The organism is Nocardioides cremeus (assembly GCF_030518195.1).
Lineage (GTDB): Bacteria > Actinomycetota > Actinomycetes > Propionibacteriales > Nocardioidaceae > Nocardioides > Nocardioides cremeus.
The window spans coordinates 138444-153486 of sequence record NZ_JAULSC010000005.1 but is presented as its reverse complement, the minus strand read 5'-3'; the positions used below and the strand labels follow the sequence as shown (position 1 = coordinate 153486).

General features: G+C 72.9%; 15 protein-coding genes. 12 read left to right on the top strand and 3 right to left on the bottom strand.

Annotated features, from left to right (window positions below; genetic code table 11):
• The first annotated feature begins 76 nt into the window (after window positions 1-76).
• Window positions 77-526 (top strand): DUF2550 domain-containing protein, encoded by a 450-nt coding sequence (locus tag QWJ41_RS07710; RefSeq protein ID WP_302707022.1) that lies wholly within the window; start codon window positions 77-79, stop codon window positions 524-526.
• Between the two features lie 229 nt (window positions 527-755).
• Window positions 756-1967, top strand: coding sequence for an MFS transporter (locus tag QWJ41_RS07705; protein ID WP_302707020.1), 1212 nt, complete (start codon window positions 756-758; stop codon window positions 1965-1967).
• On the opposite strand, the gene QWJ41_RS07700 is transcribed toward QWJ41_RS07705, so the two are convergent.
• Window positions 1964-2722 (bottom strand): hypothetical protein, encoded by a 759-nt coding sequence (locus tag QWJ41_RS07700; protein ID WP_302707018.1) that lies wholly within the window; start codon window positions 2720-2722, stop codon window positions 1964-1966. The two genes, QWJ41_RS07705 and QWJ41_RS07700, sit on opposite strands and share 4 nt — an antisense overlap.
• 9 nt (window positions 2723-2731) lie before the next feature.
• Window positions 2732-3304 carry a cob(I)yrinic acid a,c-diamide adenosyltransferase gene (locus QWJ41_RS07695; RefSeq protein WP_302707016.1) on the bottom strand — a complete coding sequence of 191 codons (573 nt, stop codon included), beginning with the start codon at window positions 3302-3304 and terminating at the stop codon, window positions 2732-2734.
• 58 nt (window positions 3305-3362) lie between these two features.
• Between QWJ41_RS07695 and QWJ41_RS07690 the strand changes: the two genes are divergently transcribed.
• The 3 genes from QWJ41_RS07690 to QWJ41_RS07680 are packed head-to-tail and all read left to right on the top strand — an operon-like array spanning window position 3363 to window position 6451.
• Window positions 3363-3992, top strand: a complete 630-nt coding sequence (locus tag QWJ41_RS07690; protein WP_302707014.1) for a hypothetical protein — start codon at window positions 3363-3365, stop codon at window positions 3990-3992.
• 59 nt (window positions 3993-4051) lie between these two features.
• Window positions 4052-4372, top strand: coding sequence for an STAS domain-containing protein (locus QWJ41_RS07685; RefSeq protein WP_302707012.1), 321 nt, complete (start codon window positions 4052-4054; stop codon window positions 4370-4372).
• Window positions 4373-4423: 51 nt separating this feature from the next.
• Complete coding sequence (locus QWJ41_RS07680; RefSeq protein ID WP_302707010.1) at window positions 4424-6451, top strand: protein meaA; 2028 nt, start codon at window positions 4424-4426, stop codon at window positions 6449-6451.
• A 36-nt stretch (window positions 6452-6487) separates the two neighbouring features.
• On the opposite strand, the gene QWJ41_RS07675 is transcribed toward QWJ41_RS07680, so the two are convergent.
• On the bottom strand, window positions 6488-7558 hold the full coding sequence (locus QWJ41_RS07675; RefSeq protein WP_302707008.1) for an alpha/beta fold hydrolase: 1071 nt from the start codon (window positions 7556-7558) through the stop codon (window positions 6488-6490).
• 79 nt (window positions 7559-7637) lie between these two features.
• Between QWJ41_RS07675 and QWJ41_RS07670 the strand changes: the two genes are divergently transcribed.
• From QWJ41_RS07670 to QWJ41_RS07640, 7 genes are all read left to right on the top strand, one after another.
• Window positions 7638-8567 (top strand): FAD-dependent oxidoreductase, encoded by a 930-nt coding sequence (locus tag QWJ41_RS07670; RefSeq protein ID WP_302707007.1) that lies wholly within the window; start codon window positions 7638-7640, stop codon window positions 8565-8567.
• A gap of 142 nt (window positions 8568-8709) precedes the next feature.
• Window positions 8710-9981: a hypothetical protein gene (locus QWJ41_RS07665; protein WP_302707005.1), complete on the top strand. Its 1272-nt coding sequence runs from the start codon at window positions 8710-8712 to the stop codon at window positions 9979-9981.
• Window positions 9978-11381, top strand: a complete 1404-nt coding sequence (locus QWJ41_RS07660; RefSeq protein ID WP_302707003.1) for an ABC transporter substrate-binding protein — start codon at window positions 9978-9980, stop codon at window positions 11379-11381. The genes QWJ41_RS07665 and QWJ41_RS07660 overlap by 4 nt, the downstream gene beginning before the upstream one ends.
• Before the next feature lie 61 nt (window positions 11382-11442).
• Window positions 11443-12354, top strand: a complete 912-nt coding sequence (locus QWJ41_RS07655) for a branched-chain amino acid ABC transporter permease (RefSeq protein ID WP_302707002.1) — start codon at window positions 11443-11445, stop codon at window positions 12352-12354.
• Window positions 12351-13505: a branched-chain amino acid ABC transporter permease gene (locus tag QWJ41_RS07650; RefSeq protein WP_302707001.1), complete on the top strand. Its 1155-nt coding sequence runs from the start codon at window positions 12351-12353 to the stop codon at window positions 13503-13505. The genes QWJ41_RS07655 and QWJ41_RS07650 overlap by 4 nt, the downstream gene beginning before the upstream one ends.
• Entirely contained in the window at window positions 13492-14337 is an 846-nt protein-coding gene (locus QWJ41_RS07645; protein WP_302707000.1) for an ABC transporter ATP-binding protein, read from the top strand. The genes QWJ41_RS07650 and QWJ41_RS07645 overlap by 14 nt, the downstream gene beginning before the upstream one ends.
• Window positions 14334-15041, top strand: coding sequence for an ABC transporter ATP-binding protein (locus QWJ41_RS07640; protein ID WP_302706999.1), 708 nt, complete (start codon window positions 14334-14336; stop codon window positions 15039-15041). Before QWJ41_RS07645 ends, QWJ41_RS07640 begins: the two co-directional genes overlap by 4 nt.
• Window positions 15042-15043: the final 2 nt, after the last annotated feature.

Sequence of the window (15043 nt, the reverse complement as noted above, 5' to 3'; positions counted from 1 at the left end):
CCCCACCTGCAGCGGTCCCGACCGTGCCGCTAGGGTGATCCCTCAGCGCGGTCGGGACTCAGGGAGGGGGACGTGGATGCCGGTGTGGCAGTGGCTGCTCGACGCAGCCGGTGTGCTCCTGGTGCTCGTCCTCCTCTACGGCCTCGCCCTGGTCGTGCGTCGTCGCGTCATCGCCCGTGACGGCGGCACCTTCGAGCTCAGCCACCGCGTCCGGTCCGACAGGGCCGGGCGCGGTTGGCTTCTCGGGATCGGGCGCTACTCCGGCGAGGCGCTGGAGTGGTTCCGCATCTTCTCGCTCTCCCCGCGCCCCAAGCGCACCTGGCAGCGCAGCGAGCTGACCTACGAGCGCCGCCGCTCGCCGGAGGGCGCCGAGCAGTCCTCCCTGTTCCCCGACCACGTGGTGATCGTGTGCACCAGCAGCAGCGGGGGAGAGGTCGAGCTGGCTATGGGCACGTCGTCGCTGACCGGCTTCCAGTCCTGGCTGGAGGCACGCCCTCCGGGTGCGGAGATGCCCGGTTCCCGCTGACCCCTCGGTCGAGCAGTGACGAGCGCCGGTACCGAGAGGCGTCTCGTTGGTCGAGCAGTGACGAGCGCCAGCGAGGAGCGTCGCCGAGACCCGGTGAGGTGCCCGCTCGCCGTACGCCGGGTGCTTGCGGGGTCTCGGCGTCGCTCGAGCCTTCGGCCCTCGCTGCTCGACCAACGGAATGGCACGCCGGCGCTTGGTTGGTTGACCGGTCAACTGGCACCATGGCCGCATGCCCCCCGCCGTCGTCCGGACCTTCGACCGGCCCGACCTGACCCTCCAGCGCGCCCGCAACGCGGTGGCGCTCACCTTCGCGCTCAACGGGCTGGTCTTCGCCTCCCTGGTCTCACGGCTGCCGGACGTGCGCGAGCGGCTGGCCCTGAGCAACGGCTCCCTGGGGCTGCTCCTGCTCGCCGTGGCGGCGGGCTCGTTGGTGGCCCTGCCCAGCACCGGCCACGTGATCAACCGGATCGGCGCCGGTGCCACCGTGCGGCTGGGGGCGGGGCTCGACACGTGCGGGCTGAGCCTGGCGGCGCTCGGGATCAGCAGCGGGTCGGTGCCGATCACCGCCGCGGGGCTGCTGGTGCACGGCACCGGCACCGGTGTGTGGGACGTGGCGATGAACGTCGAGGCGGCCGAGGTGGAGCGCGGCCTGGCCCGCACGATCATGCCCCGCTTCCACGCCGGCTGGAGCCTGGGCTCGATCGTCGGCGCCGGTGCCGGCGTGGCCGTCGTGGCCCTGGGCGTCCCGCTGCTGGTGCACTGGGTCGCGGTCGCCTGCCTCGCCTGGGCGCTGGCCTGGGCGAGCGCCGCGCGCTTCGCGCCCGCCCGCGCGGCCGGTGCCGACGAGACGGCCCGCGGCACGCCCGCGCGCCGCTCGGCGTGGACCGAGCCCCGCACCTTGGCGATCGGCCTGATGGTGCTCTGCTTCGCGATGGTCGAGGGCACCGCCAACGACTGGCTCTCCCTGGCCCTCATCGACGGCTACGGCGTGGAGACGTGGGTCGGGGTGTCCGGCTTCGCGCTCTTCGTGGTGGCGATGACCACCGGGCGACTGCTGGGCCCGCTGCTCCTGGACCGCTGGGGCCGTTCGCCGGTGCTGCTGGGCTGCGCCGCCCTGGCCGGCGCCGGGACCCTGGCCACCGTGCTGGGCGGCTCGCTCGTCGTGGTCGCCGCCGGCATCGTGGCGTGGGGGCTGGGCGCCTCGCTGGGCTTCCCGGTCGGGATGAGCGCGGCCGCCGACGACCCGCGGGGCGCGGCGCTGCGGGTCTCGGTGGTCTCGACGATCGGGTACGGCGCGTTCCTCGCCGGCCCGCCGCTGCTGGGCCGGCTCGCCGACCGGGTCGGGACCCTCGAGGTGCTGCTGGTCGTGGGGGTGCTGATGGTGCCGGCGGCGCTGAGCGTGGGCGCCACCAGGGACCGTGCGGCGCGCGCTGCTTCCTAGTCCTCGGTCAACGAGACCAGCATGGTGACCACGGCCTCCACGTAGGCCTCGGTGCGGTCGGGGTCGACCGTCATCGCCTCGCGCGGGACGACGAGCACGACGTGCTCGGCGGCGTCGGCGTCGGGGAAGGCACTGAGCGTCGCCTCGTCGGTGTCGCGCACCACGACGTGCAGCTCGAGGTCGGCCACCGCGGCCCGACGGCGGTGGAACTCGGGGTCCTCGGCGAGGCGCTGCAACGCCTCGTGCCAGTGCGGGTCGTCGGCGGGGACGAGCCCGAAGGCAGGGTCGTCGCCAAGGACCCCGTCGATCTCGGCGACCTCCTCGCCCCAGCTGGTGAGCACCCCGTCCGGCACCTGCAGGGAGCGCCACTGCAGGTGGATGCCCAGCTGGTCGGCGAGGTCGCCGACGCCCTCGTGGGGCTCGTCCTCGTCCTCGGTGAGCCCGGCCACCAGGAGCGCCTCGGCCTCCTCCCAGCGCCACCGGTCGGGGTCGAGGGGGGAGTCGAGGGCCAGCTCGCGCTCGTAGGTGTCACGCCCGGCGGCGACGACGGCCGCCGCGAGGTGCTCGGCGGTGTCGCCGGCGTGCGAGCCCGGCACCTCACGGCGCGCCAGCAACCGGTCGACGTGGTCCTGCACCACGTCGGCGAACGTCTCCTGCTCGCCGGGCGCCATCGCCGCCTCGAGCCGGGGGACGCTCTGCTCGTCGGCGGTGCCGTCGAGCAGCTCGACGAGGCGCCAGAACCGGTCAGGGGTCACGTCGTCGCCTCAGCGCTCGCCGCCGGGCACCCATAGCACGTCGCCGCGCTCGCGGTTGGCGTGGCGGGCCAGGATGAAGACCAGGTCGGAGAGCCGGTTGAGGTAGGTGATCGCCAGCGTGTTCATGCTCTCGCCGTGCTCGGCGTGCGCCGCCCAGGCCGAGCGCTCCGCGCGGCGTACGACCGTGCGGGCCACGTGCAGGTGGGCGCCGCCGACGGTGCCCCCGGAGAGGATGAACGAGCGCAGCTTCTCCAGCGGCTCGTTGTAGTGGTCGCACCAGGCCTCGAGCCGGTCGACGTAGTCCTGGGTGATCCGCAGCGGCGGGTACTCCGGCTCGGCGACCACGGGGGTGCAGAAGTCGGCGCCCACGTCGAAGAGGTCGTTCTGCACGTGCACCAGCAGCTGCACGACGTCGTCCTCGAGGCCGCCCTGGGCCACGGCCAGGCCCAGGTGGGCGTTGGCCTCGTCGACGTCGGCGTAGGCCTGCAGCCGGGTGTCGGTCTTCGTCGTGACGCTCATGTCGCCGAGCCGGGTCTCGCCGGCGTCGCCGGTGCGGGTGTAGATGCGCGTCAGGTTGACCATGGCTGAAGGGTAGCCACGGGCGGGTACGCGGCCACCGGGGCGTGCGTAGGTTCGGCGCATGCCACGCCGACTCCTCTGGCCGCTGCTGCTGGCGCTGCCGGGCCTCGCCCTGGCAACGGCCGGCCTGTTCCACCCCCACGGGCTCTCCTACGACACCGCGTGGCGGTGGTTCGCGCTGCACGTGCCGGGACTGCTGGTCTTCCCGCTGGTGGGCGCAGCCCTGGTGGTGCTGGTGCGGGGACGCACCGACGCGGTCGCCTGGGTGGTGCGCCTGTCGGCCTACGTGTACGCCACCTTCTACACCGCGCTCGACGTGGTGAGCGGCATCGGTGCCGGCTGGGTCACCCACCAGCTCGGGCCTGGCGTGCCGCGACCGGCCGCGGTCAGCCAGATGTTCCGCATCGGCACGCCACTGGGCGAGGTCGGCTCGTGGGCGCTGCTGGTCTGCGTGGCGGTGCTGGTGACCGACCAGCTGGTGCGCCTGCGCGCGCCCGCCCTGGTCGGGCTGGTGCTGCTGCCGGGGGCCTGGCTGGTGCACGTGGGGCACATCTTCGCGCCCGAGGGGGTGGCGGGGATGGCCCTGCTGGGGGTCGGCACGGGCGCCCTGGCGCTGGTCGGGGGCGACACGCAACGAAAAAGTGGCCGATCGGTGCAACCATCCGGGCCTCCGACGCGTCAAGGTGTGTGAGGACGACCACACCGGGCCACGTTCCATCGGGGGAGCGGGGCAGGTGGGCGGGAGGGCACATGCGCATCACGACGGACGGAGCCACGCTGCGGCTCGAGGGCGACCTCGACGTGCGCAGCACGACCGAGGTGCGTGCGGCGGTCTACGACCAGCTGGCCCGCCACGACCACGTGGTGGTCGACCTGAGTGGGGTCGCGGGCGCCGACGTCACGGCCCTGCGGGTGCTGGCCGTGGCCAGCCGGGCGGCCGACCTGCGCGGGGGGCACCTGACCCTGCGCGGCTGCGGGCCCGCGGTGCGCCGGCTGCTGCACCTCTCGCACCTGATCCGCGTGGTCGACGTGGACCGTGCGGCCCTGGATGTCGGACTCGGTGTCGGATAAGCCACACCGGAGCCGGTTACCAGCGCGTAGATCCCGTTCTACCCTCTGAGCATGACGGAGAAGGACCGACCCCTGCTCGAGCGTCCTGAGAAGGACCGCCCCTGGGTGATGCGCACGTACGCCGGCCACTCGACCGCCCAGGCGTCGAACGAGCTGTACCGCAACAACCTCTCCAAGGGCCAGACCGGTCTCTCGGTGGCCTTCGACCTGCCGACCCAGACCGGCTACGACCCCGACTCGGTGATGTCGACCGGCGAGGTCGGCAAGGTCGGCGTGCCGGTGCCGCACCTGGGCGAGATGCGCCACCTCTTCGCCGACATCCCGCTGACGTCGATGAACACCTCGATGACCATCAACGCCACCGCGATGTGGCTGCTGGCGATGTACCAGGTGGTCGCCGAGGAGCAGAACCCCGACCTGTCGCCGGAGGAGGTCGCGGCCCAGCTGGCCGGGACCACCCAGAACGACATCATCAAGGAGTACCTCTCCCGGGGCACCTACGTGTTCCCGCCCGAGCACTCCCTGCGCCTGATCAGCGACATGATCGCCTACACCGTCCACCAGATCCCGAAGTGGAACCCGATCAACATCTGCAGCTACCACCTGCAGGAGGCCGGGGCCACGCCCACCCAGGAGCTCGCCTACGCGCTGTGCACCGCGATCGCGGTGCTCGACCAGGTCAAGGAGTCCGGCCAGGTGGCCGACGAGGACTTCGAGAAGGTCGTGGGCCGGATCAGCTTCTTCGTCAACGCCGGGGTGCGCTTCATCGAGGAGACGTGCAAGATGCGCGCCTTCGTCGAGCTGTGGGACGAGATCACCCGCGAGCGCTACGGCGTGCAGGACCCCAAGATGCGCCGCTTCCGCTACGGCGTGCAGGTCAACTCGCTCGGCCTGACCGAGGCCCAGCCCGAGAACAACGTCCAGCGCATCGTGCTGGAGATGCTCGGGGTCACGCTCTCCAAGAACGCCCGCGCCCGCGCCGTGCAGCTGCCGGCCTGGAACGAGGCCCTCGGGCTGCCGCGCCCGTGGGACCAGCAGTGGTCGCTGCGCCTGCAGCAGGTGCTGGCCTTCGAGTCCGACCTGCTGGAGTACGACGACATCTTCGACGGCTCGACCGTCATCGAGGCCAAGGTCGCCGAGCTGGTCGCCGGGGCCAAGGCCGAGATCGACCGGGTCCAGGCCATGGGCGGCGCGATCGCCGCGGTCGAGTCCGGCTACATGAAGGAGGAGCTGGTCTCGGCGCACGCCGCGCGTCGCGCACGCATCGAGGAGGGCCAGGAGGTCATCGTCGGTGTCAACAGGTACGAGACCACCGAGCCGTCGCCGCTGACCTCCGACCTCGACGGCGCGATCATGACCGCCGACCCCCGCGCCGAGCAGTCGGCGCGTGACTCGGTCGAGGCGTGGAAGGCCCAGCGCGACGAGCAGGAGGTCGCCGAGGCCCTGGCCGCGCTGGCCGAGGCCGCCAAGGGCGACGAGAACCTGATGGCCGCGACCCTGGCCGCCGCCCGTGCCGGGGCCACCACCGGCGAGTGGGCCGGCACGCTGCGCGAGGTCTTCGGCGAGTTCCGGGCCCCGACCGGTGTCTCCGGCGCCGTGGGCGTGGCCGAGGCCGGCACCGAGCTGACCGCCGTGCGCGAGCGCGTGCGGGCCACCGGTGAGGAGCTGGGTGGGCGGCTGCGCCTGCTGGTCGGCAAGCCGGGCCTCGACGGCCACTCCAACGGCGCCGAGCAGGTCGCCGTGCGCGCCCGCGACGCCGGCTTCGAGGTCGTCTACCAGGGCATCCGGCTGACCCCGCAGCAGATCGTCTCCGCCGCCGTGGCCGAGGACGTGCACTGCGTCGGGCTCTCGATCCTGTCGGGCTCGCACATGGAGCTGGTGCCCGCGATCCTGGCCGGGCTGCGCGAGGCCGGTGCCGGGGACATCCCCGTCATCGTCGGCGGGATCATCCCCGACTCCGACGCCCGCAAGCTCGCCGAGATGGGTGTCGGCGCGGTCTACACGCCCAAGGACTTCGGTCTGACCGAGATCATGGGCGGCATCGTCGACGTCATCCGTGCGGCCAACGACCTGACCTGACCTGGACTGACCGGCGCCTGGCCGACGCTGCGCCGGTCAGCTCAGGCGCAGGCCGCCGAGGAACGCCAGCACCTCGCGGCGGACCTGCGGGGCCCGGTGCTCCAGGGGCAGCGCGCTGCCGGCGCCGCGGAAGGTGCGGGTGTGCACCGACTCGCTGGAGCGGAAGCGGGCGGCCTGCTGGTCGGCGGCACCGTCACGGGTGCGGGCGTCCCGGTCGCCGTAGAGCAGCAGGGCCGGGGCCTCGATGTCGCCGGTGCCCAGCGTCAGGGCGGTCACCATGCCGGCGAGGCTCAGCACGTCGCCGCAGGGCACGTCGTTGCGCAGCCGGGCCGCCCGGCGCTGCACGGAGGCCGGGGCGGAGGCGAAGAGCAGCGAGCGGTAGTCGGCGCGGCTCTCGCCGAAGCCGGCGTAGTCGGCGGCGCCCAGGCAGGTGGTGCCCTGGCGGGTGGCCTCGGCGACGGCGCGCTGCGAGAACTGGTTGTCGGTCCACGACATCAGGACCAGGCCCTCGACGTCGTCGAACGTCGAGGCCTCGAGCTGGGCGACGGCGGCGCCGGTGCCGTGGCCGTGGACGACCACGTGCCCGGCGTGCGGGGTGGTGGTGCCGACGTCGCCGGTGAAGCGGTACTGGCCCGACTTCAGGTGCTGGACGACCTGGTGCAGCATCGTGGCCTGCGCGCCCAGGCAGGTGTCGCGCCCCGAGTCCAGCCGGTTCTCGTCGTAGCCGAGCCGGGTGAGCACCAGCGAGGTCTCGCCGCGGCGGGCCAGCTGGCGGGCGTAGTCGTAGCGCCGCGGCGAGTCCATGCCCCAGAACCAGCCGCCGGTGCCGGCGTCGTGGACGAGCAGGTTGATGCGCTGCGCCCCGGCTCGGCCCAGCACCTGCTTGCGCGGCCCGACGAGGCGGGCACGCACGACGTACTCCTGGCCGTCGGGCAGGCAGAGCAGGTCGGTGTCGTTGGTGTTGACGAGCTCGAAGGCCACCTGGCGCGAGATCACCGTGGGCCGACCGCCCTCAGCGGTGGCCTGGCCGGCCAGCGCTCCGACCAGGGCGCCGCTGAGCGCCCCCACGAGGAGTCCGACGAGGAGGGTGCGCAGGGTCCGGGTCATGGTGTTGAACGTATGTCAATAGTCTTGATGGCGACAAGCCGTCGGTATGTGAGATGCGCGACGTGCCAGACTCTGCGCCATGAGCAGGGTCCTCGTGGTCGGTGCCGGCGTGGTGGGGCTCAGCTGTGCGGTGCGCCTGCTCGAGGCGGGTCACCGGGTCGACGTCGTCGCCCGCGACCTGCCGCTCGAGACGACCAGCGCGGTGGCCGCCGCCATCTGGTACCCCTACCGGGCGCTGCCGCAGGACAGGGTCACCGCGTGGTCGGCGACCTGCTTCACCGAGCTGTCCCGGCTGGCCGAGGTGCCCGGCACCGGCGTGCGGCTGCAGGAGGGCTCCGAGCTGCTCCGGCTGCCCGCGCCCGACCCCTGGTGGCGCTCTGCGGTGCCCGACCTGACCCGGCTCGCCACGCCGCCCGAGGGGTACGCCGACGGGTGGTCCTTCGTGGCGCCCGTGGTCGAGATGCCGGTCTACCTGCGCTGGCTGCAGGCGCGGGTGGAGGAGCTGGGCGGCACGGTGTCGCGGCTCGACCTGTCGGCGCTGCCGGTGCCCGGGCGGGCCTCGGGGCTGGACCTGGTGGTCTCCTGCGTGGGCATCGGCGCTCGGCTGCTCGGCGCCGACCCGACGGTGGTGCCCGTGCGGGGGCAGGTGGTGCGCCTGGCCCAGGTCGGGCTCGAGCGGTGGGTGCTCGACGGTGAGGGGCCGACGTACGTCGTGCCGCGCGAGCACGACGTCGTCGTCGGAGGCACCGCCGAGGAGGGCGAGTGGAGCCGGACCCCCGATCCGCAGGTGGCCGAGCAGGTGCTGGCGCGCGCGACGCGGCTGGTGCCGGAGCTGGCCGACGCTCGCGTGCTGGCGCACCGGGTGGGCCTGCGGCCGGCGCGGCCCTCGGTGCGGCTGGAGCGCGAGGGGGACGTCGTGCACTGCTACGGCCATGGCGGGGCGGGAGTGACCCTGAGCTGGGGCTGCGCCGACGAGGTGGTCGCACTGGCGGGTGAGGAGAAGTCTTAGTAGTCCCGTGGTCTGGACCACCACACCCCTCCGGGGCCTGATCGGCGACTAAGACGTGTCTTGCGTCACTCCGAGCGTCGGGCGTCAGCCTCACGACGTCCCCCGACGTCGAGAACCGCCCCCGTCCCTCGGAGGAGCCCCCGTGTCGCTCTCACGACTCGTGCTGCCGGTGCTGCCGGCACTGCCGGTCCTTGTCCTCTCCGCCCTGCCGGGCCTGGCCGCGGCCGACCCTGGTGGCGGCGTCGCCGTGCCCGGCGCCGGAGCTGCTGCGAGCAGCCCGGCGGGCGCCGGTGACGAGCAGACCGCGCGTGAGCAGAAGGCGCTGACGAAGGCCGAGAAGGCCAAGAAGTCGGAGAAGGCGGAGAAGGGCTCGGGCCTCGAGCCGGGCACCCTGCGGGGAGCCTCGGTCGTCAAGACCGGGTGGTGGTACGTCGCCAACGAGCCGCCGCCGGACACGGGAGTCGTCGCGGCCCCGCAGCCCCCCTCGCCGAACACGCCGGCCGGTGCCATGCCGGTCGCCGCGGTCGTGGGCGAGACGGCCAAGATCTCCGCCATCGAGCTCGCCTTCGAGGCCGAGCCCGGCTCGAGCATCGACAAGCTCGAGATGGTGCTGCAGGAGTCGGGCCAGCCCGGCGCCGCCCTGGGCACCGAGGTGGCCGCACTGGTCGCCTGCCCGGTCACCGAGGTCTTCTGGGCCGACGGCCGGGGCGCCGCGTGGAAGAACCGGCCCGCCCACGACTGCGACCTGGCCTCGGCCGTCGGTGAGCGCGACGAGGACGGCCGCTGGAGCTTCGACCTGACCGCGCTCGCCGCCGGCTGGCTGGACACCGACTTCGTCGGCTCCCGCTCGGTGGTGCTGGTCGAGCAGGCGGAGGCGCCGGTGACCTTCGACGTCTCGTTCGACGGCCCGGCCGCTGACGGTGTGGGCCTCGACGTGCGCACCACGCCTCCTGCCGAGACGCCTGACCAGGAGGGGACCGACGGCTCCACCTCGGGCGGCTCCACCGACTCCTCGGGTGGCGGCGACGGGTCCTTCGGCGGCTCCACGGGCACCGAGGGCCTCGACGGCTTCGACGACGGCGGCGGAGGTGGAGGCGGTGACAGCCTCGGCGACCTCGGGGCGCCCTCGTCCTCCGACCCGGGCGCTGGCGGCGACGCTGCCGGTGGCGGCGCGATCGAGGGCGACCTCGACGCCGCGGCCGCCCCGGTGGCCGGCTTCCCGGCCTGGTACTCCGGCCTGCCCCGCGCGACGCCGGTGCTGTTGCCCCTGGTGCTGGGCATCGCCTACCTGATGATGCTCGCGCTCGGTCCGGCCGGTCGGCCGGACCCCTCGGCCAACCGTCGAGGTGTGAGCCGAGCACTCGACCGGCTGCGCGAGACCCGCACGCTCGCCCTGGCGAAGGTCGCCCGATGAGGGCCGGGCACACGACGGCGCGCCGTGTCGCGGCGCTGGGCTTCGTCCTCGCGCTCACGGCCACCGGCTGCGGCCAGAAGGCCGGCGTCGGCACGGTCTACGCCGGCGGGCAGGTCCAGCAGGGTGCCGGGGGCGATGCCTTCGGGGCTCCTGGCGCCGGCGGTGACGACTTCTCCGCCGGCGGCGGCGGTGGCCTCGGTGGCTCCGGGGGCGGGTCCGGCTCCTTCGGTGGCGGCTCAGGCAGCGGCTCCGGCGGGTCGAGCGGCTCCGGCGGCTCGGGCGGATCGGGCAGCACCGGCGGCGAGGACGGCTCGGGCGGCACCGAGGGTCCCTCGACTCCCGGCGAGACCCCCGGCAGCTCGGGCGGCGACAGCACCGGCGTCACCTCGTCCACCATCAAGATCGGCGTGCACGCCCCCGTCACCGGCGCGGCCGCCATCCCGCAGGCCTCCTTCGAGAACGCCGTCGGCGTCTACTTCGACGCGGTCAACCGGGCCGGCGGCATCAACGGCCGCAAGGTCGAGGTGCTCTTCGAGGACGACGGCTTCGACCCCAACCGCGCCCGCTCGGTGTGCAAGACGATGGTCGAGCAGGAGGAGGTCTTCCTGCTCATCGGAGGCGCCGGCGCCGACCAGATCGACGCCTGTGCCCGCTACGCCTCGGCTGTGGGAGTTCCCTACCTGTCGGCGGGCGTGCACGAGACCCGGCCCGGCCTGGGCCCGCTGGCCAACCTGTCGACGTACTTCGCGCTCTCGCTGACCTACGAGCAGCAGGTGCCCCTGCTGGCCAAGCTGGTCAAGACCGAGTTCGGCGGCGACAAGGTCGGCGTGATCGTGGCCGACAACGACAGCCTCGACAACTTCTACGCCCGCGCCGACAGCGCGGTGAAGTCGGTGGCCGGCGGCAACCTGGTGCTCTCGCGCCGGATCCCCAAGAACACCACCAGCGACGCGCCGGCGGTCGGCACCTCGATCTGCCAGAGCGGTGCCAAGGCGGTCGTGTGGAACGCCAGCCCGAGCTCGTTCCTCAACGTGCTCAAGTCGATGGCCTGCAACGTGACCTTCATCGGCCCCGGCCTGACCAACGGCCTCAACATCGTGGCCTCGGTCGGGTGCCCCAACGTCGCCGGCTCGATGTTCTACTCGCCCTTCCCGGGCATGGACGTGATGCGCCAGAACAAGGCGTTCGTGACGGCCTACCAGCAGCGCAACAACTCCAACCCCGACGACATCGGTGCGGCGATCTACGGCGCCGAGGAGATGGTGGGCGCGATCCTGCGTGCCACCGGCAAGGACCTGACGCGGGAGAGCTTCCTGGCCACCATCGCGCGGGTCAAGAACTTCAACCCCGGCGTCTACCCCCGACCAGCTTCTCGAGCCGGTTCGGCGGCACGGCGATGAACCTGCTGCGCGCCGACTGCAGCAAGAACGAGTTCGTCACCGTCCGGCGCAACGAGCGGCCATGAGCGGGCTGGGCCAGGAGGTCGGCGTCGCCATCGTCACCGGCCTCCTCCAGGGCTGCGTCTACGCGCTGGTCGCGCTGGGCATCGTGCTGGTCTTCCGGGCTTCGGGCGTCTTCAACTTCGCCCAGGCCGAGTTCGGCACCACCGGGCTCTTCGCGGCGTACGCCGCCCTGACCCTGTGGGGCTGGAGCTACTCCTGGGCGATCGCCTTCGGCCTGGCGGTCGCGGTCGCGATGGGCCTGCTCACCGAACGGCTCGTGGTGCACCCGCTGCGCAACGCCTCGCGGGTCACGGTGCTGGTCGGCACGGCCGGCGTCGCGCTGGCGGCCATCGGCATCCAGTTCTGGCAGTTCAACGAGACGCTGATCATGACCATGCCGCGCATCGTCGACTCCTTCTTCCTGGTGCCGGTGATCGGTGCGCCGGTCACCGTGCAGCAGCTGATCACCCTGGGTGTCCTCGTGGTGGCCTCGCTCGTGCTGGCGCTGTTCTTCCGCTCGCCGGCCGGCCTGACCATCCAGGCGGCCCAGCAGGAGCCGACGGCCGCCGAGCTGGTGGGCATCAGCGTGCGCCGCGTCTCGATGCTCACCTGGGCGATGGCCGCGCTGCTCGGTGGCCTGGCCGGCATCCTCTCGGGCCCCAACCTGACCTTCACCGCCGGCTTCCTGAGCTTCGGCGCCGGGCGGGCGCTGCTGCCGGGCTTCATGGCCGCCGTGCTGGCGGGCATGCGCTCGATGCCGGGTGCGGTCGCGGGCGGTCTCACCGTCGGCGTCGTGGAGCAGATGGGCACGCTCTCGTTCATGATCGAGGTGCCCGGGGCCCGGGCGATGCTGCTCTTCGGGTTCCTGCTGGTCGTGCTCATGGTCAAGCCGCACGGCATCTTCGTGCCCCGCACGGCGGTGGCGGCATGAGCGACGCCACCCGCGTGCTGCCCGTCGTCACCGACGCCTCGGCCCCGCCCGCGACCCCTGCTGCGACTCCCGTGGTCGAGCAGCCCTGGCGCCCGTCGCGGGGCGGCTGGGTCGCCCGCGGCGTCGTGTGGACGCTGCTGGGCTGGGTCGTGCTGGCCCTGCCGCTCAACGTGCTCTCGCCCTTCGAGGTCGGGGTCACCGACGTCGACGTGGCCTCGCTGGCCGTCATCTACGCCATCGGCGCCCTGTCGCTGAACGTGCTGCTCGGCTACTGCGGCCAGATCTCGCTGGGCCACCAGGCCTTCGTCGGGGTGGGGGCCTTCGCCTCCGCCTACATCGTGACCAACCTCCAGCTGAGCTTCTTCCTCGCCGTGGGCGTGGCCGCGCTCTTCGGGGCCGTCCAGGCCGTGCTGCTCGGGGCGGTCTCGCTGCGCCTGACCGGTCTCTACTTCGCCCTCGTGACGCTGGCCTACGGCTCCTTCGCCCAGGAGACCCTCTTCGGCATCACCTCGCTGACCGGCGGCGAGGGCGGCAAGCCCGCCCCGCGCCCGGAGTTCTTCACCAGCGGCTACCGCTACTACTACCTGTGCCTGGCGTTCCTGGCCCTGGTGCTGTGGATCGACTGGCGGCTGACGGCCTCGAAGGCCGGGCGGGCGATGGCGGCGCTGCGCGAGAACCCGCGGGTGGCGTCGTCGTACGGCATCGACGTGCGCGCCTACATCCTCGTCGCGTTCGCGGTCTCCGGCCTCTTCGCCGGGGTCGCCGGAGCGCTCGTGGCCCACCACGACGAGGTCATCGTGCCGAGCTCCTTCGACTTCCGGCTGGCGCTGCTCTTCGTGCTGATGACCGTGGTCGGCGGGCTGCGCAGCCGCACCGGCGTGGTGCTCGGGGCGATCTTCTTCGCGCTGCTCGAGGAGGGGGCCCTGGTGTCGATGTTCCGCCTCGAGGGCTTCTTCGAGGGGCTGCTGGGGCTGCCCACCGAGTTCGTGTCGCTGGTCGTGGGCCCGGTCCTGCTGGTGCTCACCCTGACGCTCTACCCGGGCGGCATCGGCCAGCAGGTCGCACCGATCCGCCTGTGGCTCACCGGGCACCGGTTCGACCGGCACGCCGGGGCCGTCGACGACGTGGAGGTCAACGATGTCCGTGCTTGAGATCAGCAACCTGACCATCCGCTTCGGCGGCATCACGGCGCTCAACGAAGTGACCCTGCGTGCGGGCGAGTGGGAGATCGTGGGCATCATCGGCCCCAACGGCGCCGGCAAGACGACGCTCTTCAACTGCATCACCGGCTTCTACCAGCCGACCGCCGGCCGGGTGGCCTACCGCGGCACCGACATCACGGGCCTGCCCGTGCACAAGCGCACCGCGCTCGGCATCGGTCGCACCTTCCAGAACGTCGGGCTGGTCAAGAACGCCACGGTGCGCGAGAACCTGGCCACCGCCCAGCACCTGCAGGTCTCCTACGACCCGTGGGCCGGCATCGCCGGCGGCCCGACCACCTTCGGCGAGGAGCGCCGCATCCGCGAGCGCAGCCACCTGATCCTCGAGCTGCTCGACCTGCGGCACGTGGGGGAGGAGCGGGTCGCCGACCTGCCCTACGGCGTGCTGAAGAAGGTGGAGATCGCGGCGGTGCTGGCCACCGACCCCGACCTGCTGCTGCTCGACGAGCCCGGCTCGGGGATGGGCCCGGAGGAGGCCACGGCGCTCGGTGACACGCTGCTCGAGCTGCGCCAGCAGTTCGGCCTGAGCATCGTGATGATCGACCACCACGTGCCCCTGGTGACCCGGGTCTCCGACTACGTCTACTGCCTCAACTTCGGCGAGGTGCTCGCCGAGGGCAAGCCCGACGACGTACGCCGCCACCCCGAGGTGGCCCGGGCCTACCTGGGCACCGAGCCCGAGACCGAGCCCGAACCGGCGCCGGAGCCTGTGCCCGGCCCGGAGCCGGACACCACCCCGACGCTCGTGGGAGGAGCGCTGTGAGCCTGCTGGAGGTCCGCGGCCTGGTGGTCGGCTACGGCCCGCACCCGGTGCTGCACGAGGTCGAGTTCGACGTCGAGGAGGGCGAGGTCTGCGTGCTGCTCGGCCTCAACGGCGCGGGCAAGTCGACCACGGTGAACACGATCGCCGGGCTGCTGCGCCCGCAGTCCGGCGAGGTCCGCCTCGACGGCCGGTCGCTGGGCCGCCGCTCGCCCTCGGCCCGGGTCAAGCAGGGCATTTCGCTGTGCCCCGAGGGCCGGCGGGTCTTCCCCCGGCTCACGGTGCGCCAGAACCTGCGCCTGGGCGCCTGGAGCCAGCGTCGCAGCCCGCGGGCCGTGCGCGAGCAGCAGGACCTGGTCCTCGACTACTTCCCCCGTCTCGTGGAGCGCGCCGACCAGCTGGCCGGCACCCTGTCGGGCGGCGAGCAGCAGATGCTGGCGGTGGGGCGGGCGCTGATGTCGCGCCCCCGGCTGCTGCTCATCGACGAGGCGTCGCTGGGGCTGAGCCCGGCGCTGGCCACGACCGTCTGGGAGGTCACCTCCCGCATCCGCGACGGTGGCACGACCGTGCTGATGGTCGAGCAGAACGCCGGCGCGCTGCCCTTCGCCGACCGCGCGCTGCTGATGGAGAAGGGCACCGTGCTCCACACCGCCGTGGGGGAGCAGATCCGCAACGTCAACCTCCGTGAGGCCTACCTCGGAGCTTAGGA